This window comes from Granulicella arctica, assembly GCF_025685605.1.
GTDB classification, from domain to species: domain Bacteria; phylum Acidobacteriota; class Terriglobia; order Terriglobales; family Acidobacteriaceae; genus Edaphobacter; species Edaphobacter arcticus.
On the sequence record NZ_JAGTUT010000001.1, the window covers coordinates 1497450 to 1520429 of the forward strand.

11 protein-coding genes are annotated in these 22980 nt (G+C 57.6%); 8 read left to right on the forward strand and 3 right to left on the reverse strand.

Annotated elements, in window-relative coordinates; all coding sequences use genetic code 11:
- Nucleotides 1–23 precede the first annotated feature (23 nt).
- From OHL20_RS06180 to OHL20_RS06210, 7 genes are all read left to right on the forward strand, one after another.
- Entirely contained in the window at nucleotides 24–416 is a 393-nt protein-coding gene (locus OHL20_RS06180; RefSeq protein ID WP_263382324.1) for a LysM peptidoglycan-binding domain-containing protein, read from the forward strand.
- 193 nt (nucleotides 417–609) lie between these two features.
- On the forward strand, nucleotides 610–1905 hold the full coding sequence (locus tag OHL20_RS06185; protein ID WP_263382325.1) for an MFS transporter: 1296 nt from the start codon (nucleotides 610–612) through the stop codon (nucleotides 1903–1905).
- 415 nt (nucleotides 1906–2320) lie between these two features.
- Complete coding sequence (locus OHL20_RS06190) at nucleotides 2321–6811, forward strand: FG-GAP-like repeat-containing protein (RefSeq protein WP_263382326.1); 4491 nt, start codon at nucleotides 2321–2323, stop codon at nucleotides 6809–6811.
- Between the two features lie 242 nt (nucleotides 6812–7053).
- The gene (locus tag OHL20_RS06195) at nucleotides 7054–7455 is read left to right on the forward strand and encodes a type II secretion system protein (protein WP_263382327.1); all 402 of its coding nucleotides are present in this window, start codon (nucleotides 7054–7056) and stop codon (nucleotides 7453–7455) included.
- A 342-nt stretch (nucleotides 7456–7797) separates the two neighbouring features.
- A complete protein-coding gene (locus OHL20_RS06200) occupies nucleotides 7798–10953 on the forward strand; it encodes a TonB-dependent receptor (RefSeq protein ID WP_263382328.1) in 3156 nt (1051 codons plus the stop codon).
- A gap of 213 nt (nucleotides 10954–11166) precedes the next feature.
- Nucleotides 11167–12744 (forward strand): hypothetical protein, encoded by a 1578-nt coding sequence (locus OHL20_RS06205; protein WP_263382329.1) that lies wholly within the window; start codon nucleotides 11167–11169, stop codon nucleotides 12742–12744.
- Between the two features lie 24 nt (nucleotides 12745–12768).
- Nucleotides 12769–14916, forward strand: a complete 2148-nt coding sequence (locus tag OHL20_RS06210; protein ID WP_263382330.1) for a prolyl oligopeptidase family serine peptidase — start codon at nucleotides 12769–12771, stop codon at nucleotides 14914–14916.
- Nucleotides 14917–15217: 301 nt separating this feature from the next.
- Here OHL20_RS06210 and OHL20_RS06215 read toward each other — a convergent pair whose 3' ends face one another.
- The 3 genes from OHL20_RS06215 to OHL20_RS06225 all read right to left on the reverse strand — a co-directional run bounded on the left by OHL20_RS06215 (nucleotide 15218) and on the right by OHL20_RS06225 (nucleotide 21240).
- A complete protein-coding gene (locus tag OHL20_RS06215) occupies nucleotides 15218–17347 on the reverse strand; it encodes a putative bifunctional diguanylate cyclase/phosphodiesterase (RefSeq protein ID WP_263382331.1) in 2130 nt (709 codons plus the stop codon).
- A 104-nt stretch (nucleotides 17348–17451) separates the two neighbouring features.
- Nucleotides 17452–19917 (reverse strand): RelA/SpoT family protein, encoded by a 2466-nt coding sequence (locus tag OHL20_RS06220; RefSeq protein ID WP_263382332.1) that lies wholly within the window; start codon nucleotides 19915–19917, stop codon nucleotides 17452–17454.
- A 99-nt stretch (nucleotides 19918–20016) separates the two neighbouring features.
- Nucleotides 20017–21240: a DUF6351 family protein gene (locus OHL20_RS06225; RefSeq protein ID WP_263382333.1), complete on the reverse strand. Its 1224-nt coding sequence runs from the start codon at nucleotides 21238–21240 to the stop codon at nucleotides 20017–20019.
- A gap of 167 nt (nucleotides 21241–21407) precedes the next feature.
- On the opposite strand from OHL20_RS06225, the gene OHL20_RS06230 reads away from it, so the two are divergent.
- A complete protein-coding gene (locus tag OHL20_RS06230) occupies nucleotides 21408–22901 on the forward strand; it encodes a sialate O-acetylesterase (RefSeq protein ID WP_263382334.1) in 1494 nt (497 codons plus the stop codon).
- Nucleotides 22902–22980: the final 79 nt, after the last annotated feature.

A 22980-nucleotide genomic window follows, 5' to 3' on the forward strand; every position in this document is an offset into this window, starting at 1 on the left:
ATTATCGAAATAGGAGATACACGATGGCAGATTTCGAGCAGTTGAAGCAGAAGTACGCACCAGTGATCCAGACGATTCAGAGCTTTCAGGAGTTTGGCGCCACCCTCGAGACGGTGGAGTTGAGTGGCGACAAGCTTCACATTCGCGGAACAGTTCCGTCGAAGGTCTGCGCCGAGCGCGTCTGGGCGGTCATCAAGCAGGTTGATCCCACGTACTCCGATCTATTCCATGAGATCGGGACGACCGGTGGAGAGAAGCAGCCTTACACCATCAAGTCCGGCGATACGCTCTCGCACGTGAGCAAGGTGTTCTACGGTACGCCAAACCAGTACATGCTCATCGTGAAAGAGAACCATCTTCCTGATCCAAACAACGTCAAGATCGGCACGACTCTCCAGGTACCAGTCAAGGCATAGCGCAACAGCCGATCACTCGAAACGGGTGATCGGCATTCGTCGCCACTCTTCAGAAGCAACCTTGAGCCATCTTCGAGATGGAGTACCAATAGCACGACTCTTCTAAGCTGGATAACTTCTGATCCTTCATTCGAGGGGTTGTTCAATCAGGCTCTTGCGTGCGACCCATGCGTGGCAGCAACATGGACAGTACATGCCCAGCCAAGTAACGAGGCGCAACACGCCTGCGCAAGTGCTCTTCGCCAGTCTCGTCGGTACGACCGTCGAGTTCTTCGACTTCTACATCTACGCGACAGCAGCGGTAATCGTCTTCCCCAAGTTGTTTTTCCCGACGACCGATGCCACAGCCGCAACGCTAGCCTCGTTGGCTACGTTTGCAATCGCGTTTATTGCACGTCCTATTGGTTCAGCGCTTTTCGGTCATTTTGGCGACCGGATCGGCAGGAAGGCGACGCTGGTGCTCGCGCTTTCAACGATGGGCCTGTCCACCTTTGCCATTGGGGTTCTGCCGACATACAAGAGCGTGGGCGTACTCGCGTCGGTGCTGCTGGCGCTTTGTCGGTTCGGCCAGGGAGTTGGCCTGGGCGGCGAATGGGGCGGTGCTGTCCTACTGGCGACGGAGAATGCACCGCCCGGCAAGCGTGCATGGTATGGCATGTTTCCGCAGTTGGGCGCACCGCTCGGATTCTTCTTTTCGAGCGCGATCTTTCTTATGCTTTCCCGGTGGCTGAGTGCAGCACAGTTCCTAAGCTTCGGCTGGCGGCTACCCTTCCTCGCAAGCGGAGTGCTGGTTTTGCTCGGGCTTTACGTGCGTCTAACCATCACGGAGACGCCGGTGTTTGCGGCTGCCATGAAGCGCGGCGAAGCAGTGAAGGCACCGATCCTCTCCGTATTTCGGAACCACTTTGGCGTCCTCGTTGCGGGGACGCTCACCTGTCTTGCGACCTTCGTTCTCTTCTACCTCATGATCGTTTTTACGCTGAGTTGGGCGACCTCTGCGCTGCACTATGCGAAGAGTGAGTTTCTGGAGATGCAACTGGTCGGCGTGGTGTTCTTCGCGTTGATGATCCCTGTGGCAGCGTTGCTTGCGGAACGAGGACGCAAGCCAGTGATGATCGCGATCAGCGCTGGTATCGGCATCTTCGGGCTCTTCTTCGCTCGCCTGTTTCAGGCCGGCCCCGGCGGTGCATTGGCTATGTTGATCATAGGATTGTCACTGATGGGTCTTACCTACGGACCGCTTGGAACATTGCTTTCGGAACTCTTTCCAACAGCCGTTCGCTACACCGGCAGTTCGCTCGCCTTTAGTCTTGCGGGCATTCTCGGCGCATCGCTGACGCCATATCTAGCGACGAAGCTTGCGACCGCATTTGGGCTACAGTATGTCGGGTACTATCTGAGCGCGGCGGCGGTGCTTACCATTCTTGGACTCCTCGCGATCCGGGAGACAAAGGATGAAGACTTTGCTTCCGTCGTTGAAGTGCCCTAACTCCCTCAGATGAGAAAAGAGTTCGACCAGTCCGTTACAGTGCCACGACCACGCATGCCTCCGACTGCAATAAACATGCGGAGCGATGCGGCTGTTCGTCATTCCAGGAGCCTGCTTGCGTTCGCGACCCTGACAATTAACGCGAGCAGTTCCAGAGTTATGCCAATGAGCTAGCTCTTTAAACTGCAGGTCGTACCGTTATGTTCCGGCGTAAAACGAAGTTCCTCTAAAAATGTTCCGAAGAATGTTGCTTAATATCTTTTGACACCCCCTGCACCGTACTGTAAGTTCACATCCACAACTACATTTTTCCTCTTAAATACTAAGTTCGGTGTTTGTCGTGCTCCTTCTGTTTCTTCTTGAAACGGTTTTCGACTCTGCGTCTGTTCTCTACTAAGTTCTCCGAGGCTCTTCCATGATTGAGTTACCCCGCAAACTAGCGAGCGTGTGCCTGCTCGCAGCGATCACCTTGTCCCCTTTTCTCCAAGTCAGCCTTAACGCGCAAATGTCTTCTTTGGGGGGCATCGCCGCGTCAGGAAAAAGTCAGGGTGCGGGTGTCGCTCCCCGCGTTGTTGAGAAGATTAATGAGAGCCACATGATGTCCCTGGCGGGGCATGTGCGTCCTTTCCTCAAAAAAGCTGTGGACCGCGGGCAGGTAGACGGAAGCCAGCAACTTGGCGCAATCATGTTGATGCTGTCGCGTACGCCGCAGCAACAGGCAGCGCTCGATTCATATGTCGATCAACTGCACAATCGCAATTCACCGAACTTCCACAATTGGCTCACGCCTGCTGAATTCGGCGCTCGCTACCAGCCTGCGGATGAGGATGTGGCCGCGGTCCGGGCGTGGCTTGTAAGTAAAGGTCTGACGGTTCTCGATGTGGTTCCGTCGAAGACGTACATCTCCTTTACAGGAACGGTCGGCCAGTTGCGGTCGATCTTCAAAGCAGACATCCATCACGTAAGCATCAACGGCGAGGAGCACATGGCGACGGTGAACGAACCGCAGATCCCGGCAGCGCTTGCGCCTGTGATCGGTGGCCTTCACAAGCTCGACGACTTCTCGCCGAAGCCGCTGGTGAAGAACTTCGGCACGTTTACGAAAGACCTGAAAAGTGGCAAGGTGACGTCGGTTGCAGGCACAACGACCGGGCCCACTGCGAACTTGACTGACGCGGAGGGCGGCCACCAGATGGCGCCGCTGGACTTCTACACCATCTATAACGAGAATCCTCTCCTGAGAGGGGGCATTACAGGTGCTGGTCAGACAATCGCCGTGATCGAAGAGGTCCAGGTAGCTCCCGCCGATGTCACGGCTTTCCGCTCGGTCTTCGGATTGCCGACATACCCCGCCACGCCCAATGCAACGGCCGGTGGCGTCAATTACATGATCGGCAGCACGAGCGGTCTTGGCGGCTATGCGTCCTGCTTCTCGCCGGTGACGCAGGCGGCGGGCAAGACGTCGGGAGAGGAGGGCGAAGCTGACCTCGACCTGCAATGGTCGGGCGCTGTAGCTCCGAACGCCACTGTAGACTTTGTCGCCTGCGGCGGAACGGCGACGAGCGGTACCGGCGGGACCATCGGCAGTTTGGGTATCGACCATAGCGCGCAGTACATCGCGAACTTTCTTTCAGGTTCGGTTGTGGCCGCCAGCATGAGTTACGGCGAGTGCGAGGCAGACATGACCGGCTCGACGACAACGGGCGTCGGCTATTACAACAACCAGTGGCAGCAGTTTGCCGCAGAGGGTATTACACCGATAGTCTCTTCAGGCGATGGTGGAGCAGAGCAGTGCTATCAAAACGACGCAAATGCGACGACACTGCCGCCGTCAGTCAATGGCTTTGGAAGCTCTGCGTATAACGTCTCTGCAGGTGGCACCGACTTTGGCGATGTTTATGAGTCGAACAACTATAAGACGACACCGGTGAGCACGTGGTGGAATGCGACGAATGGTCCAGGCCTGTCCTCGGCGGCGACCTACGTTCCAGAGACGACATGGTCTGGCTACTGTTCAAACCCGCTCTATGTGTCTTATCTGCAGAATTCAGGGAGTACAACCTTCGGTACGACGTATACGCCTTCCGCTGTCTGTAGTAACGCAACAGCTTTAGCTAGAGGCTACGTAGCCGTAGTCGGTGGTGCCGGTGGTATCAGCACCTTCAACACAATACCGACCTGGCAGAGTGTCTACGGCGTAGGAGCGAATTCGGTGTCGAAGACACAGAGAAACCTTCCAGACGTTTCCCTTTTTGCCGCGTCTGGCTTCTGGGGTCACTACATGCCGTATTGCGAAACCGATGTGGCTAATTGCACTGTTGCGGACTACCAAGCTGAGACCGCGAGTGGTGCGGGTGGTACGTCGTTTGTGGCGCCGCAGCTTGCAGGTCTAATGGCGTTGATCAGCCAGAAGACCAATCAGCGCCAGGGGCAGGCAAACTACACGTTCTATAATCTCGCAGCCCAGGAGTACGGTGCTGCAGGCAGCCCGAGTTCAACCCTGAGTGCTTGCTCCGGCTCGAAGGTTGTGCCGGGTCAGCGGCCACCAGACTCCTGCTATTTCTATGACGTGTCGAACGACATGCCAAGCCTGCAGGGTGGAACCATCACTCCGGGTATCTACCAGCCTTGCCTTGTAGGCGACATCGATTGCTATCAGGGTGCGGGTACGAAATATGGCGTCAACACAGTCCCAGGAACGGTAGCCACCGCTGGAATACTTGGCTACACAGCCAGTCCTGGCTACGACGACGCTACCGGTCTAGGCAGCCTCAACATCAACAGCGTCGTGCAGGGCTGGAACAACGCCAGCCCAACCTTTGCCAGTACCTCAACCTTAGCGACTAGCTCCAACAGCATCCTGACCACCGGCAGCGTGACCCTGACGGCCACAGTGACGGCAACAGGTCGCGGTGGCAACGTGGCTCCCGGAGGAATCGTCGAGTTCTTTGTCGGTTCGACGAGTGGTAAAAATCTGGGGTCCGGCCCCATCACGACTGCGTGCTCCGGAACCGGTGCGGCCACATCGTGCAAGGGAGTTGCAAGCTTGGTGGTTGCTGGCTCGGCGCTCCCAGTAGGCAGCGACAGCATCGTTGCTTACTTCGCAGGAGACGGCGCGAACGATGCTCCCTCCACCTCTTCGGCGCAGACGGTACAGGTTACTGCACCGGTACTTGCCTCAACGACGACCCTGGCAACGACGCCAGCATCACCCGTGGTTGCAGGCACTGCGGTCACGCTGACGGCAACGGTAGCAGTTGGCTCCGCCCCGGTCACGGCGGGCACGGTGAACTTCTACGACACGGTAACGACTTCGACGCTGCTCGCTTCGACGGAGCTTACCGTTGCCGGTGCCGCGACGTTCACCTTCACCCCGGGTGCGGGAAGCCACAGCTTCCAGGCGCAGTTCCCGGGCACGACGAGCGTGCCTGCTTCAAACTCGGCGCAGAGCACCTTTGTCGTCACACCAGCCGCGACGTACCAGACCTCGAGCATCCTGACGTATGCCACCACGGGCTCGAACTACGGACTGACAGATACTGTTACCTTCTTCGGCTTGTCCACACCGAGCGGCCAAGTGAACTTCAACAACAACGGAACAAACACGGCCGGAACCCTGACCTCGCTTACCCCGACGATGGCGCAACCCACCACCATCGTTACGGGTGCGACCAACACCAGCTCGCTGTTCTCAGCGATCGGCGACTTCAACAAGGACGGTATTGCGGATCTTGCGGTCACCAACTTCGGTGACGGCACGGTTAACGTGCTGCTCGGCAAAGCTGGCTCCACTCTCTCCTACCAGGCGCCGGTAGCGTATGCCACCGGTAAAGCGCCGTATGGCATAGTCGTTGGGGACTTCAACAACGATGGCAAAGCGGATCTTGCGGTGAGCAATGTGGTCAGCGGCACGGTCAGCATCCTGCTCGGCAATGGCAACGGAACCTTCCAGACCCAGCACAGCTACAATACCGGCAGCACCGGCACGGCAGGCGCAACAACGCTTCCCGAACCGTATGGCCTGGCCATTGCTGACTTCAACAAGGACGGCTTCCAGGACCTGGTCACCACCAACACTCAGGAGGGAACGATCAGCATCCTGCTGGGCCATGGGGACGGCAGCTTCGGCGCACCGTCGACGACAGCCGTGGGCGTCAATCCCTTCCTCTCCGTCGCAGCGGACTTCAACGGCGACGGTAACCCTGACCTGATGGTGGTGAACTCCAAGTCGAACAACGTCTCGTATCTGCTGGGCGATGGGAGCGGAAGCTTCAACGCCTCGACAGCGACGACGTACGCGACGGGCGGTACACCGTACTCAGCAGCCGTTGGCGACTTCAACCAGGATGGGCGTCCTGACGTTGCCATCAGCAACCTCGGCGACCCTAACGCTGCGCCCACCACAGGCAGCGTCACCATCCTGCTGAACCAGGCAGGTGGCGGCTTCGCGACCACCAGCTATGCGACCGGAGTCGAACCGACCTCGGTCGTTGTGATGGACTTCAACGGAGACGGCAAGCAGGATCTCGCCGTCGCCAACTACGCCAGTAATACTGTTGGCGTGCTGACCGGCAAGGGCGATGGAACGTTCAACACGCAGATCACCTTCCCGTCGGTTTCGACGCCGTACCAGCTCGCAATCGGCGATCTAAACGGAGATGGAAAACCGGATGTTGCGGTTACGAGCTTCGGAGGCGCGAACCTCGGAGTACAGCTCGGAACTCAAACTGGTGTCTACAGCCTCAGCGGCCTCACGGCCGGTGCGACTCAGCATCAGGTAACTGCGACCTACACGCCTTCAGCAAACGATGCTTACATGGCAACCACTTCAAACCCTGTCCAGGTACCGGCTGATGCAACTCCGATCACGAAGGTTCCTGTTACACGAAAGGGAGCTGTCAAATAATCCGAAGCAAACTGCAGTAAGACTCAAATGGCTGCCCGGAAGGTTTCGGGCAGCCATCTCTTTCAACTTCCGGCTTCTGAACTCCATTCAAATTGGAGCGGCAGAGTTATCTTGAAGCTGTCAATTGGATTAATAAGATCGAATTATTTTTGATGGATTGCGGTTAATTCATGCGAGACTCTCAACTGCCGGAGTTCATAGGTTCTGCTGGCCTTCTGTTCAAAAGCTTGTGAGGAGAGAATATGATGCTTCATACAAGAGCCAGTCATAGGTCCGCATCTTCCGGGTTCACATTGATCGAATTGCTCGTGGTGATTGCCATTATTGCAGTGCTGATTGCTTTACTGCTGCCGCAGGTCCAAAAGGTGCGACTCGCCGCGGCTGACCTTGCTGCAAATAATGATCTTGTACTGATCGGCCAGGCAGAAAATGCCCTCCACGACACTACCGGCACCTATACAAGCTCGCTTCCCACACTCAAGGGGCTTCCTGCGAACATAGCGAGCGGTGAGGCTGATGGACACCGTTTTAAGATTCTATCTTCGTCGCAAGAGAATTTTGTGGCGCAGTCCACGCCAGTAGAGGTGGGGAAGACCGGAACGAAGACCTGCACAATCGATAAGACGCTCAAGGTTAGCTGCTGAATGCAACTGGTCGTATAGAAGGCAAGGTTCCGTGAAAAGAGTTTACGGTCCATAGTCCTGATTGCTGAAAGCATGACCACGTTTACACGAGCGTCAACAGGTAGAGCCGACTGCAACGCGCCCTGGCTTTCTTCATTTCTGCCGTGAGATAGAACAATAGTCCTAGAAACTTCTAGGTAAAAAGTCCCCTTCTGCTTTTGTTCGGAATGAGACATAGTAGTGACTTCACCTCAACGCAATTAAGGTACGCACTGAACACTCCTCGCAGAAGACTCCGCGCACATGCGGCGTCAACGGCATAGCGTGGCGTGTTCTTAACGAATTTTCTGAGGACAAGCAGCCATGATGAATCGTTCCGTCTTGATCTCCGTCGTTATATTTTGTTCCAGCCTGGCGTCGCCGCTCTCAGGCCAGTCAAGCGACACCAGTTTTCTTGGTACTGCAACCGATGGTTCGGGAGCCGCAATCTCAGGAGCAACCGTTATGGTCACCTCCCCGGGTACCGGGATCACGCGATCGGTTGTGACTGGCCCACAGGGCGAGTATGCCATTCGCTATCTCAAGCCCGGAACCTACGACATCACCGTCACCTCGCAAGGCTTCAGCACCAAGTCGGAACACGGCGTCGTACTGCAACTCGGACAGCAGGATAAGCTGGATTTTTCGCTCAGCGTCGGGGCTGAGCAAATCGTTGAGGTACACGGCACGCAGCAACTGCTGCAAAGCGAAGACGCCACGCTGGGCGCCGTGATTGGTTCAGAAAGAACACAGAACCTGCCCCTGAATGGTCGCAAGTTCAATGATCTTGCTGTTCTGACGCCGGGTGTCAGCGTGTATAACCCGGACGTGCATTCTTCCAGCAGCGATGGTTCGACTGTAAGTTCGAATGGTGGCCGGTCGACCTGGGGACAGATCAACGTCGATGGTATTTCGATGGTCAACAATCGCCATGCCTACGTAAACCTTTATCCGTCGATTGACGCCATCCAGGAGTTCCGCGTGCAGACCGGCGACTACTCCTCCGAGTATGGTGGAGGCGCAGGCGCAATCGTTAATATTCAGCTCAGGTCCGGCACCAATGGATTCCATGGAACAGTCTTCGACTTCATCCGTAATGATGCTGTCGATGCGCGGAACTACTTTCGCCCGGCGCCGCTTTCGAAGAACGTGCTGAAGCAGAATCAGTTTGGCGGAACACTGGGTGGACCAGTCGTCAAAGATAAGACGTTCTTCTTCGTCAGCTACGAGGGCCTACGCTCGGTCGAAGAGTTTCCAGGAACAGCGCAGGTACTTACTGCGGCTCAACGCAGCGGAGACTTCTCTGCAAGCAGCAGCCCGATTCTCAACCCTGCGACGGGCCTCCCGTACACAGGCAATAAGATCCCTGTCAATGCCGTATCCCAGCAGATCATCAACACCTATATGCCGCTGCCGAACATCGCTAACAGCGGCGGTGGTGCGAACTACGCTGGTGCGAGTCGCGGAAATCTCAGCGTCGATCAGGGCATCGTTCGCATCGATCACAAATTCAATGATGCAAACCAGATCTTTGTGCATTACATCTATGCCTATCGCAACTTTCCAACTACCGATCTGAACCCGAACTTTCAGTTCACTGGCACGTATCCGATCCATAATGCAGCGCTTCAATACCTGCATGTCTTCTCGCCTTCGCTGGTTAATGAAGTGCGCGGAGGAGCCAATCTTGAGCATGTGAAGCAGTTGAGCACACGAACCGGCACCTCGTTCACGGTCGAATCACTGGGCATTAATGGCTTCAAGGTTGGCGGACCGAACGGCCGCGCGCTCAACCCGAATGAAGAGGGCTTTCCTCTGCTGAACATCTCCGGCTATCTCGGCATGGGTGATGACAAGGCGGCGTCGAACCTTGATGACAGCCGCACATATCAGCTAGTGGATACCCTCACATGGACCAGAGGCAAGCACACGATCTCCTTCGGTGCGGACCTCCGGCATGTGCAGGATGACGCAACGACGAATAACACACCCTTCGGCGAGATGGACTTTACTTCGGATATCTCCGGCGATGCTGCCGCCGCATTCATGCTCGGTTTTCCCCGCACTTCGCTCACTCCGGAAGGCGTGCCGATCACACGCGCACGGCAGTGGAGGACTGCAGAATATGTGCAGGATAACTGGAAGCCCACCTCAAGGCTGACGTTGAACCTTGGCCTTCGCTACGACCTATTCTCACCGCCCGTGGACATCAGTAACGTGTCCCGAACGCTCGATTTCAGCACGGCAACACCAACGTTCACGCCTGCTGCCGGAACAAGACTCAACAATCTGTGGAGCGTTACCCATAAAGATTTTGCACCACGCGTAGGTTTCGCTTATTCGATCTCCCCGACTTCGGTCGTGCGCGGCGCCTACGGCATCTCCTACTATGGCGGCCAGTTCGACAACATCAATATCCTCCAACTCAACCCTCCTACCGCAGGAAGCCTGACCATTACGAATCCGAGCAGCAACCCTGTGGCAACGATCCAGACTCCGGTTCCTGCGTCGCTCTATCCTGCTAATCCGTTCTTCAATGCGGTCACGCTTCCTGCAGACCGCAGGCGGCCCGACTTGATGCTGCAGACCTATAACCTGACTGTTTCGAAGCAGATCGGTTCGAACGTCCTCGACATCTCGTACGTCGGGGTGAAAGGCAATAACCTCGACAGCAGCATCAAAAACTACAACTCGCCAGCACCGGGAGTGGGCGCGATTCAGGCGCGACGTCCCTACCCGACGTTTGCCCGTATCCGCTATCAGGACTTCTCGGGTTCGTCGAACTATAACGCGCTTCAAACCCACTTCGAGCACCGTCTCACACATGGACTCAGCTTGACGGCGGCCTACACGTGGGCGCACGAACTGGACAACCAGGCATTCGACACGAACGGTGGCGGATGCGGATGCCAGGATCCACGCAATCCGCATGAGTGGGCGAGCGGCGCAACCGACCAACGGCATAGCGCAGCCATCGGCTATGTCTGGGCTCTTCCGAAGGCCAATCTGTCTCACGGCCTGGACCAGGCAGTAAATGGCTGGACGTTGAACGGCTTGATCCTGCTGGCGAGCGGAAATCCCTATGACGTGCTCGAGAGTTCAGATACGCAGAATACAGATGACCAATGGGAACGCCCAAACCGCGTTGCAGGACAGGCACTCGGCGTACCAAACCGTTCTATCAACAACTGGTTCAACACGTCCGCGTTCGCCCCGAGCATTCTCCAGTTCGGCACCTCTACCCGCAACCCGCTGGTATCACCGGCTACGCGCATTGTGAACTTCTCAGTAATGCGCGATATCGTGATGCCGTTCAACGAAGCCCAACGCCTGCAGCTTCGGTTTGAAGCGTTCAATGCGCTGAACACACCTCAATGGTCAACACCCGACGCGAATTTGGGCGATGGCACATTCGGCCAGATCACCTCGACTGCTTCGGCAAATCGTGAACTGCAACTGGCACTGAAGTACTTCTTCTAATCGGCGACAAGACTTACTTCAGATAGGAGCACTGCTGCGGAAGTTCGAGCACGAAGCCCTTCCGCAGCAAATGCTTTGCCCCCAGGAGTAATAGCCGATACCCAAAGTACATAGAAGGACATGCCCTCGCTACACCGGCACAACTTTTGTCATGAATCTGACAGATCGTCCTTCGGTAGAGACGGTTGTAGGATAGAGCGCACGACTTCTTCTATGACAAACTCCACCTGGCCTAATCAATCGTCAAGACTGGTTCTGTTCTCAGCGGCATTTTATCTTTTGCTCGTCGCGTATCTGCTCATAAGCATCGTGCGAGCCACGGGCGGTCACTTCGTCTATCCGCTGGATGACTCCTACATCCACTTGGCGATGGCCGAAAACCTTGTTCATGGCCACTATGGGATCAATCTTTCAGAGTTCTCCTCGCCGTCATCGAGCATCCTCTGGCCCTTCCTGCTGATCCCCTTTACCGGAACTTCGCTGCACGTCTACGTTCCGGTTCTCTTGAACCTGCTCTTTGGATTGGCTAGCGCCTGCCTCATCGGGCGGGCTGTCGCGCGCTGGCCTCCACAGGTCGATCAACAAGGCGTCATGCCATGGTGGCAGCAGGCTTTTACAGCGGCATTGCTCATCTTCGTTGCCAATCTCGCAGGATTGACCGTCCTTGGCATGGAACATGTACTTCAAGTGTTGCTGGCGATCTGCTGCGCAGTCGGCGTGGGTGAGGCCTTGTCCGACCGTCCTATTCCGGCGTGGTGCCTGGCTGCTGCGGTTATCGCACCACTCGTTCGATATGAGGATCTGTTTCTGCTCCTGGCTGTCTGCGCAACGCTTGCGGGCCTTCGTCAGTGGAGAAAAGTGCTTATCGTGGTCACGCTGGGTGTTGCGCCGTTGCTTGCCTTCTCGGTGTACCTGCGAACCATGGGGCTTCCGCTGCTGCCAATGTCGCTCATGGTGAAGGGCTCACTCTACGGAACTGTGGGTCTGGGATCGAGGACGCTACGGATGCTGCAGGATAACCTCCGCTGGAGCCTGGTCGATCCGGAACGAGTCCCTGTCGTGCTGCTGTCGCTGACCTTCCTGGGGCTGGCATGGAAAGCTCCCACAAGGCTGCGGCGGTACATCTTTGGGGGAGTCGCCGCACTTGGCGTGCTGCAACTTACCCTTGGTCATTTCGGCTGGTTCTACCGTTATGAGGTGTATGCGCTCATCTTTCTGACGCTGCTTTGTCTGCGCGTACTGGCCGAGCGACCACGTTTTCTCTTCGGCTTCTATGCACTCGCGCTCATGTTCTGTGCATCGCCATACATCCGGGCGACGGCTACAACTGCCGCCGCTGCAAACGACATCTACGAGCAGCAATACCAAATGCATCGCTTTGTAACACGCTTTTATAAGGGCGATTACGCCGTTCAGGATCTGGGACTGGTTAGCTTCCAGCGCAGACCCGGCGCTTACGTCCTCGATCTATTCGGTCTTGGATCACTCGAGGCCTCGCGTCAGTCCGACAAGTCGGCGGAATGGCTTGCAACCGTGGTGCAGCGTCACCAGATCCCGCTGGTCATCGTCTATCCAAACTGGCGGCATATTCCCACGACGTGGACACCGCTTGCCCGGATGTGTAGCCCGACGACCCCCGTCTTCATGGCATCGGGCTGTATTGCCATCTTTAGCACAATACCCGACCGCGAGTCGGAGATCCTTACTGATCTGCAGGCGTTCTCAACCACATTACCGGCGGGCGTCAGGCTTTCACTAGCAAGGGCTGCCGGACCGGACCCGGCGAAGTAGTCGAAGCCTCGATAGAATATCGGGATGGCCGAAACTCGTTCTCCTCTCGCTACGATTGATCCCTCCTCCGTTTTGACCTACCCGCAGGCACGTCGTGCGGAGCAGGTAGATAACTATTTCGGAACGAGCGTCGCCGACCCATATCGCTGGATGGAGGATGTCGACTCCTCCGAGATTGCCTCCTGGGTTGAGGCTGAAAACGCTCTGACGCAGGGCTTTCTCGCCGAAGTTCCCGAGCGGGCCGGGATGCAAAAGCGACTAATGAGCCTGATGGACTTCGAGCGTTACACCGTGCCGACTGGTTACAACCTGGAGGGTGGCGGCAAGCGGTACTTCTTTCAACACAACTCCGGCCTGCAAAATCAGGCTGTCGTGTACTGGCAGGATGGTCTCGACGGCGAGCGGACGGTGCTGCTCGACCCGAATACGATGTCGGCAGATGGAACGGTGGCGTTGAACGGCTTCAGCGTTACGGACGACGGGCAACTGGCGGCTTATGCGATCTCAGAGGCGGGCAGCGACTGGATGATTTGGCGCGTGCGCGACGTCGAGACTGGCTCAGACCTCGAAGACAAGGTCGAGTGGTCCAAATTCAGCGGCGCGTCATGGACGAAGGACGGTAGCGGCTTTTTCTACGCTCGCTACGATGCGCCGGGCAGCGAGTCGTTCAAAGAAGCCAATTACTTTCACAAAGTCTACTTCCACGTGCTCGGCACAGCGCAGAATGAAGATATTCTCGTGTTCGAACGGCCGGACAATGGCGAGTTGAACCTTGGTGCACAGGTCACGGATGACGGGCGCTACGTCATTCTTCACCAGTCGCAGGGGACAAGCCCGAATAATGAGTTGGCGATTCTCGATCTTACAAACGGCCTGAAAGGTGCAGCCGTGGTGCGCCTGGTCACGGAGTCCGATGCAGCCTACAGCCCCATCGACAACGATGGAACGTTCTTCTGGGTCCAGACAACGCTCGATGCGCCAAACGGCAAGGTGATCGGGATCGACCTCAGGAAGCCAGAACGCGAGTATTGGGTGACGCTTATTCCGGAGACCCGGAACGCGATCGACCAGGTCTCGATGGTGCATGGAACCTTGATCGTTCTCTACCTTGCGGACGCGCAAAGCATGGTCGAACTGCATCACCCAGATGGAACGTTTCTACAGCGGCTCGAACTGCCGGGGATCGGAACTGCCGGCGGCTTCAACGGACGGCGCGAGGATGATGAGACCTTCTTCGGATTCACCAACTTTACGACCCCGGGTGTCGTCTACCGGCTTGATCTGAAGACCTTGGCGACCTCGATCTACAAGGCTCCGGAGCTGCGCTTTGCTCCTGCCGAGTTTGAGACAAAACAGGTCTTTGTGACCAGCAAAGATGGGGCACGGGTGCCACTCTTTCTCAGCTATAAGAAGGGCCTTACGCTCGACGGCACGGCTCCCACCTTGCTTTATGGCTACGGCGGCTTCGGCATATCGCTGCTGCCGAGCTTCTCGTCTGGCCGCGTGCTCTGGATGGAGATGGGCGGCGTATACGCTCAGGCCTGTCTGCGAGGTGGCGGCGAGTACGGTGAAGCGTGGCACGAGGCCGGGATGAAGCTGCAGAAGCAGAACGTCTTCGACGACTTCACAGCCTGCGCCCAGTGGCTCACTGAGGCGAAGTACACATCGCCGAAGAAGCTTGCCATCCAGGGTGGAAGCAACGGCGGCCTGCTCGTCGGCGCCTGCATTACCCAGCGGCCCGAGTTATTCGGGGCGGCGCTCGCCGAGGTCGGTGTGCTGGACATGCTGCGTTTCGACAAGTTCACGATCGGCTGGGCCTGGAAAGCAGAATACGGTGCTCCCTCCGATGACGCCGCCGAATTTGCAGCTATCTATCAATACTCCCCGCTGCACCGCCTGCGGGACGCTGTATCCTACCCGGCGACGATGGTGATGACAGCGGATCATGACGATCGAGTCTTTCCGGCGCATAGCTTCAAGTTCGTTGCGGCGATGCAGGCACTCGCGCCAATCGAGCCGGCGCTCATCCGCGTGGAGACACGGGCCGGACACGGCGCGGGCATGCCGCTCTCAAAACGGGTGGAAGCGCTTGTGGATCAGTACGCATTTCTCGTGCGGGTGCTCAAAATGAGCCCACCTGCAAACCTGTCAAGACCGACTTTCGTACCATAAACTATTCAACTCATTCAGAATGAATTATTTGCAGGCAAAAATATCCTTGAAATAGTTGGCCGTTTAGTTACACCCTGCTTGATACACTTGAGTTAGACAGAAAGGCCCCGGCGCGCAGCTGGGGCTTTTTGTTTAGAATGAGGACTTTACCCGTAACCATCGCAGATAGAATACTTTAGCTGGACCAAGTGAGCTATGTTGTTGCATCGAGATAGTTCAAAGTCCAAGCCCAAACTAAAAGTCTTCCGCTGATCTGTCTCACGTTCAGGGCGGCCCGCGAGTACATAGGGTCTTGGGTGAGCTAGGCGAGCTCTGGGATCAAGAGGTACTGCTGGTGGGTTGGTGCCGTTTCGATCGGCCGCGTTAGGATGAGGTCTTCAAAGGCCTTCGGGCTCATGGGACGGGCCAGAAAGTAGCCCTGCATCTGGTCGCAATTAAGGTCGTTGAGCTTCTTGAGCTGGCCTGCCGTTTCCACGCCCTCGGCGACGACGACCATGTGGAGAGAGTGGGCGAGTGCGATCATGGCGGAGACGATGGCCTGACCCTCCTCACTCTCGTCGTCGAGCGCGCTGGTGAAAAAGCGATCGATCTTGAGCTCCGTCACTCGGAACTTCTGTAGATAGGCCATGCTGGAGTATCCGGTGCCGAAGTCGTCGATCGCGATATCAAAGCCACGTTCCTGAAAGGCGCGGATCATCTCGCCGGCCATCTCGGGCTCGCGCATGGCGATGGTCTCGGTGATCTCGAACATGATCCATTGCGGGTCGATGCCTGCAGTCTCGATGATGCTGGCAACGCGGTCAACGTAGCCTTCGACGCGCAACTGTTCCGGAGAGAGGTTAATCGCGATCTTGATCTTCGGCATGCCAGCGAGTTCCCAGGTCTTCATCTGGCGGCAGACCTCGCAGATAACCCATTCACTGATCTGGACGATCTGGCCGGTCTGCTCGGCAACCGGAATAAAGTCCATCGGGGGAATATTGCCCATCTCGGGGTGGTTCCACCGGATGAGAACCTCTGCGCCGACCACCTTGTTGCTGACGCCGCCAAACTTCGGCTGGAAGACGAGCGAGAACTGGCGCTGCTCAAGCGCTTCGGTAAGACCCCTGTAGATTCTGCGGGTCCGGTCTGCGGCGTTGCTCAGCTCCATGTTGAAGAAGCGAAAAGCATTCTTGCCATGCTGCTTGGCGTCGTACATGGCCATGTCAGCATTTTTGAGCAACGCGGAGACAGTCTGACCGTCGGCCGGGAAGGTAGATATTCCGAGAGAGCTGGTGAGGCGAAGCGGCATACCCCGAATAACAAAGTCCTTCTTCATGCGATCGAGCACTGTCTTTGCAATGGGAACAACGTCTTCGCTTCTGCTGAGACCGTCGAGGAGGACGACAAACTCGTCTCCCCCCAGGCGGGCAACGGTATCTTTGGCGCGGACGTGGCGCACGAGTTCCGTGGCAAAGCATATGAGCAGTTCGTCGCCACAGGCATGTCCGAGCGAATCGTTGATGGTCTTGAAGCCGTCGAGATCGATGAACATAACGCTGAACGAAGTTCCGGCGAGCTTGGCGGCAGCGAGTCGCTGGTCCATGGTCTGGATGAACGAGGGTCGGTTGGGAATGCCGGTCAGCGCGTCGACCATCGCCAAAACTTTTAGCTGCTGATTGGCTTCGTCTAGGGAATGGTGCGAATCCTCGAGCAGCAGATCGAACCGCGTACCCAGGGTGGAGAGGATCAGAACAACAAGAAGGCCGGATAAAGAGAGAACGCAGGTAATGGGCAGCAGCCAGTTCATGCCGAGCGGGCTGGTTGCGCGACAGATGGAGCCGGGAGCGAAGTCAGCCGCGCTCATGCCGACGTAGTGCATTCCAGCGATAGCGCAGCCCATGATGAGACCAGCAGCGCAGCGCTTCAGGAAAACGTGGCGCTGGGAGTCCTGGTGGAGGCTGAAGGCAATCCAGAGGGCAGCCCAGGAGGCAACAAGAGCAATGGCGAGCGAGGTAATGAAGCGGCTTGGATCAAACTGAATACGTGGGTACATCTGCATGGCTTCCATGCCGGTGTAGTGCATGGCAGCGATACCAAAGCCCATCAAAATACCGCCGTATAACAGGTGGCGGGCACCTAATTCACCGCGCGAAGTGACGTGCAGCGCGAAGTACGCCGTCAGGATGGCGATGAGCAAGGATGCCGCTGTGAGCCACGGATCGTAACTGATCTGCATAGGCATCTGGAAGGCCAGCATGCCTATGAAATGCATAGACCAGATGCCGAGACCCATGGCCATGGCACCGCCGAGGAGCCAGTAGGTGCGCCTGCCGCCGGAGAGATCAACCGATCGAATACGCGCTGCAACATCAAGCGTCGTATAGGACGACAGGACCGAGAACACGAGTGACAACGCGACTAGATTGAGATTGTACGTTCCGTGAATCACACAAAACCTCTGCAGAAGATAGTCGACCCGAGGCGAGATGCCCTGCGGATGGATGACGCACTATTGCAATGATCGGCTTGACGGCTGAATAGATGAGGCTGGGCTTAGATCTTCTGAATGCGCTGGACGTCGCGAACGCCGGGAACCTTGCGAAGATTCTGGGTAAGCTTGTTCAGGTGACGGACGTCTACGGTCTCAATGACGAAGTCGACGAGGGCATTGCCGTCAGGGGTGGGTTTAGAGTCAACCGAGCGGATGTTGGTGCCGTCCTCAGCGATGATGGCGGTGAACTCCTTGAGGAGACCGGGACGATCTTCGCAAAGGACGGTGAGCCGGACGGGATAGGTATCGGCCTTGGGAGCGCCGGCTTCTGAGGGAGGCGCGGACCACTCGACCTGGATGCGGCGGTCGGACTCGTAGAGCAAGTTCTGGACGTTGGGACAGCTTCTTGCGTGAACGGCGACGCCTTTGCCGCGCGTGACATAACCGATGATCTCTTCACCACGGATAGGGTTACAACAGCGTGCCCGGTAGACGAGGAGGTCGTCCTGACCCTCTACCTGGAGGGAGTCTGAACCTTTGCCGAAGAAGACTCGCTTGACGGCTTCGGACATCTGGCTGAGGGTATTGCCGACGCCTGCCTCGGGCGGTGGAGGCTCGGCGGCGAGGGTGCTGCCGGGCTCGAGCTTGTTGAGGACGACGCGCGAGGAGTATTTGCCGAAGCCTACACCGGCGAGCAGTTCGGCCCTGGTGCCGAGACCGTAGTCGGCGGCGACGCGGAGGTAATCGGCCTCGTCAAACTTGTTGAGAGAAAGCTTGTACTTGCGGGCTTCGCGGTCGAGGAGCTTGCCCCCGATCTCAATGGCGCGTTCACGCTGGTGCTCGTTGAGCCAGTGCTTGATCTTGTTGCGGGCGCGGCTGGACTTAGTGAAGGAGAGCCAGTCACGGCTGGGGGAGTGGCCGGCCTGCGTGGTGATCTCGACGATATCCCCATTACGCAGCTTGGTGCGGAGGGGGACGATGCGGCCGTTTACCTTGGCGCCGGTGGTGGTGTTTCCAACGTCGGTGTGAATCGTATAGGCGAAGTCGATAGGGCTGGCGTCTTTGGGAAGGACAACAACCTTACCCTTCGGGGTGAAGGTGTAGACCTCTTCGGGGTACAGGTCGATCTTCAGGGTCGACATGAACTCGTTCGGGTCGGACATCTCCCGCTGCCATTCCATAAGCTGCCGAACCCATGCGAGGCGGGCTTCGTCCTTTGCGGTGACGTTGTCGGAGGCCTTGTACTTCCAATGGGCGGCGATTCCCTCTTCTGCGACGCGGTGCATCTCCTCGGTGCGGATCTGGACCTCAAACTGATGGCCGCCGTCGGCGATGAGCGTGGTGTGGAGGGACTGGTAAAGATTCGGGCGCGGCATCGAAATGAAATCTTTGATGCGGCCGGGGACAGGACGCCAGATGCTGTGGAGGAGGCCGAGGAGGGCATAACAATCCTGCACGGAGTTGCAGATGACTCGAATGGCGAGAAGATCGTAGACCTGGTCGACCGGGATCTTGCTGTCGGCCAGCTTCTGCTGGATGGAGTAAAGACGCTTGATGCGCCACTCGACGCGGCCGGCGATGTTGTGTTCCTTCAGCTTGGCTTCGAGCGTAGTGACGATCTTTTGAAGGAATGTCTCACCTTCACTCCGAAGAGCTTCGACCTCGGTCGAGAGCTGCTGGTAGGCAAAGGGATCGGTGTAGCGGAAGGCAAGGTCTTCAAGCTCACCGCGCAGCTTACCCATGCCGAGGCGATGAGCGAGCGGAGCGTAGATGTCGAGGGTTTCGCGGGCTATCTTCTGCTGCTTCTCGGGCTTGAGATGCTCGAGGGTACGCATGTTGTGGAGGCGGTCGGCAAGCTTGATGATGACGACGCGAACGTCGGTGACCATGGCGAGGAGCATCTTGCGGATGTTCTCAGCCTGGTGGTCTTCGCGATTGGCGAATTTGATCTTATCGAGCTTGGTGACGCCCTCGACAATGTGGGCGACCTGCTCGCCAAAGCGCTTGCTGATCTCGGCGGTGGTGACGTCGGTATCTTCGACAGCGTCGTGGAGGAGGCCGGCAGCGATCGCAGTAGAGTCCATGCGGAGCTCGGCGAGAACCTGACCGACTTCGAGGGGATGGATGATATACGGCTCGCCCGAGGCTCGCTTCTGACCTTCGTGCTGGGACATGCAGAAGGCCCAGGCAGCGCGGATGATGTCCAGATCGTCGGAGGGACGATTGGCACGGACGGTAGCGAGCAGGGTAGCGAAGTTGCGGTCGATCTCAGGATCGTGGCTTGTGGGATCGGGCTTGATGGCGGCAGGCGGCGGGGCGACGAGGGTGCCGGAGGGCTCGTCGAGCGCGATCAGAGGCTTGGGGTCGGTGGCGCGACGGGCGGGGGTTGGAACCTTGGGGATAGCCGCTTCGAGGTCAATTCCCGTGTCCGTGGGCGGCGCGAGGGTCGCCTCGGCGGCTCTGCCTAACGCGGATTGGGAGCCCGATAGTGGGCCAGCCTCGGGGGAGGCTGGGTGGACGGTTGCCATAGTTCATTATAGGCGGTTGATGTTGCGGTGAATATTGCGTTGTTGGAGGCGGTAGTAGAGACGCAGGTTCCCTTAGGTTTAAGAAGCTGGTCGCGAGGCTTAGCGCAGAAGGCCGGGGGCTGGGGGTTTGTTGGCATGGACCCAGGCGGTGAGTTCGTCGAAGGCTATGCCCACCTCTTCAGCAGACATGGTGCAGTGACCATCGCGGTGGACGTACTGCTGGATGAAGTTCTGGCCAAAGCCTGCCTGCTCGACGATGTGGCCGTAAAGGGCGAGGGTGGTGCCCGGAATGAGAGGGTCGTAGGTGGTGTGGAGGGCGAGCATGGGTTTCGTCAGCTTACCGCTCGGGGTGTAATGCTCGATGAGATAGCGGCGTGCGGCGGGATCAGCTGCGTAGCGGCGGACCGCATCGTTGAGCTTGTTGTCCTCGCTGCTGATGTTTGGGTTCGTGCCGGTGTAGAGATAGTTTCGGTTGTCAAAGGGGTTTCCGTTGGCCTTGTGCTGCATGTCGGCGACGACGAAGCTGATATAGCTGATCATGTGGACCACGTCAGCGTCGGTATGAAGAGCCATGAGGTTGCGCATGGCGAGAGCGGACGCGGGGTGGTCGCTGAGGGCGGCGGCGATCTTGTGGCGGGTGGCGTCGGTCTCGGGCGCGGGTGCAGGGTAGCCAGCGGACTGGAGGGGAACGAGGGGCGGGAGCAGCCCGGGAAAGTAGGAGTCAAATGCGGCTCGGGCGGCGAAGCGTCGGGTAAACGACTCGTAGGTCGGGCCAACGGCACCGCAGAGGTCGAGACCGCCAACGTAGGGCTTCGGGTTGCGTTCGAGGGTGATGTCGGTGAGGAGACCGCCCATCGAGCCGCCGACGGCAAAGGTCTCGCGAGGCTGGCCATACTTGCGGACGAAGTATTTGCGGAGTGCCTCGGTCTCGGCAATGCCCTGGTCGAGAGCCCAGCCCGTGGTGGAGTAGCCGGATTCGATAACGGCGTAGCCACGCTCGAGCATGGGACGACTCTGATCGGTGAGGGAGTGACTGGGGTGATAGGTGAAGGGCGTCTCGCTATAGCCGTGATAGAAGACGACGAGATTATGGTTCCAGTTGTTCGGGACGTCAATGCGATAGGCGGCGTTGTCGAGCATGCCTGTTTCGACGGCACCGGCAGGAGTTTTAAGAACATCTGGCGTTCCGGTGGGATTGCTCTCGAGCTTCTGAATCTTTGGCGCTTTTGCGGGCTTCTGCGCGTGGAGCGGACAGGTGAGATGCAGAAGCACGACGACCGCTGAGGCTGCCAGCAGAGAGCTTGACCGGAAGAAAGATTGCATGACGGAAAGCATAGAGGAAAATGATAGGTCCGACCAGATGTGGTTTTGTAAGAGGCGAGCAGCGTTCGAAGGAGCGCGTGCCTGCGAAATGATGAACAAGGCATAGGTCAAGGGTTTGGGCTCGTCGGATGAAGAAGGTGCGCTGGATGCCCTATAGTGGTTTCCCTATGAAGAGAGTTCTCATTGCTGTTTTCCTAACTGCGTCATTTTCGGCTACTGCGGTGATGGCCGAGATTTCTCTTCCGAAGATTCTGAGCAGTCACATGGTGCTGCAGCGCGATAAACCGCTTCACATCTGGGGGAGCGGGACACCGGGTGAGGCGGTGTCGGTGACCTTCCACAATGGCAAGGGATCGGCAGTCGTCGATGAGTTGGGCCGATGGAGCGTTGAACTTCCTGTGGAGCGGGCCGGTGGGCCGTACACGCTGACGGTAAAGGGGACGAACACCATTGCGCTTGAGGACATCCTGGTTGGGGATCTCTGGTTTGCGTCCGGGCAATCGAATATGGAGATGCCGCTGAAGGGGTTTGGCGGTGCCACGGTGGTGAAGGATGCGGAACGGGAGATCCGTGAGGCTAATCATCCGAACATTCGCCTGCTCAAGGTAGATCTGAAAGCGGCGACGTATCCAATGGAGGATGTTCTTACGGGAACGGCGTGGGTGAAGTGTACGCCGGAGACAGCGAAGGACTTCTCGGCGGTGGCCTACTTCTTTGGACGATCCATTGAGCAGCACGAGAAGGTGCCGATTGGTTTGATCGACTCAAGCTGGGGAGGAACGCCTGCGGAGGCATGGACGAGCCTTGAGGCGCTGGGTTCCGATGCAAGTCTGATGCCTGTCTTTGCGGCTCGGGCGGCAATGATGGATCGCGAGGCGACGGTGATTCGGGAGGATGCTGCTGATGCGCGTGCAAAGGCCGAAGGGCGCATGCCTCCAACGAGAGGCTGGCATCCGAACCCCGTCTCGTATGAGCCGGGTGGCCTCTACAACGCGATGGTGGCTCCGTTTACACCGCTGCCGATTCGTGGGGTGATCTGGTATCAAGGCGAGACGAACAGTGCGCTGAATCGTGCGCCGACCTATGACAAGCTCTTCCCTGCGCTGATTGAGGACTGGCGCAAGCAATGGAGAGATGAGGAAATGCCGTTCCTCTTTGTGCAGCTTGCGGCGTTTACGTCCACCCCGCTGGAGGACTGGCCGATGGTGCGTGAGGCGCAGCGAAGGACGCTGAAGCTGCGGAATACGGGGATGGCCGTAACGATCGATGTAGGGCAGGCAGACAATGTGCATCCGCCGGATAAAGAGACGGTCGGCGAGAGACTGGCGTTGTGGGCTCGGTCAATCAGCTATGGCGAGCGAGTTGAAGCTTCAGGTCCAGTGATGAAAGAACTGGTTCCGCGAGATAGCGGGCTTATGGTGTTGTTCGACCATGCTGCAGGCTTGAATGCACGGGGTGGTGCGGTAACGGGTCTCGAGGTGGCGGGGCCGGATCGGATCTTTGTTCCGGCTGCCGGCAAGCTTGAGGGCGAGGCGTTGGTGGTGACTAGTCCGACGGTGGCGACGCCGGTGTATGTGCGGTACGCGTGGAAAAACTTCCCTGAGGCGAATCTCTATAACGGCGCAGGGTTGCCGGCCTCTCCGTTTACGTCGATGCGGTAGGCAAGGCTGATCCCTATGCTTCACCTGATGGTTCGATTGGCTATGCTCCGAATTAAGACGCTATACTTCGTCGAGTTCC